Source organism: Bacillus sp. SIMBA_031 (genome assembly GCF_046535225.1).
In the GTDB taxonomy this organism is placed as follows: Bacteria; Bacillota; Bacilli; order Bacillales; family Bacillaceae; genus Bacillus; species Bacillus velezensis.
The window spans coordinates 1-263 of record NZ_JAWRXC010000354.1 but is presented as its reverse complement, the minus strand read 5'-3'; the positions used below and the strand labels follow the sequence as shown (position 1 = coordinate 263).

1 protein-coding gene is annotated in these 263 nt (G+C 63.1%); it reads left to right on the top strand.

What is annotated here, in order from left to right:
* Window positions 1-28: 28 nt before the first annotated feature.
* On the top strand, window positions 29-263 hold a 235-nt coding region (locus tag SB724_RS20615; protein WP_410572782.1), incomplete at its 3' end, for a LysE family transporter.

Sequence of the window (263 nt, the reverse complement as noted above, 5' to 3'; positions counted from 1 at the left end):
GGTCGCGGCGGCGTAACATCTCTCAGGCATGATCATCGAAACGCTGCTTCTGCTGTTTGCCAAAGGCGCTCTGCTCGGCCTCGTCATCACGATACCGCCGGGCGCGATCGCGACGCTTTGCATCGACCGCAGCCTGAACCGCGGCTTTGCATCGGGGGCTGCGATCGGCATCGGGGCGGCACTCGGAGATTCCATCTACGCGCTGGTTGCCGCTGCGGGTCTCGCGATGGTCTCCGACGTCGTCGATACCTATTCGCTGATGA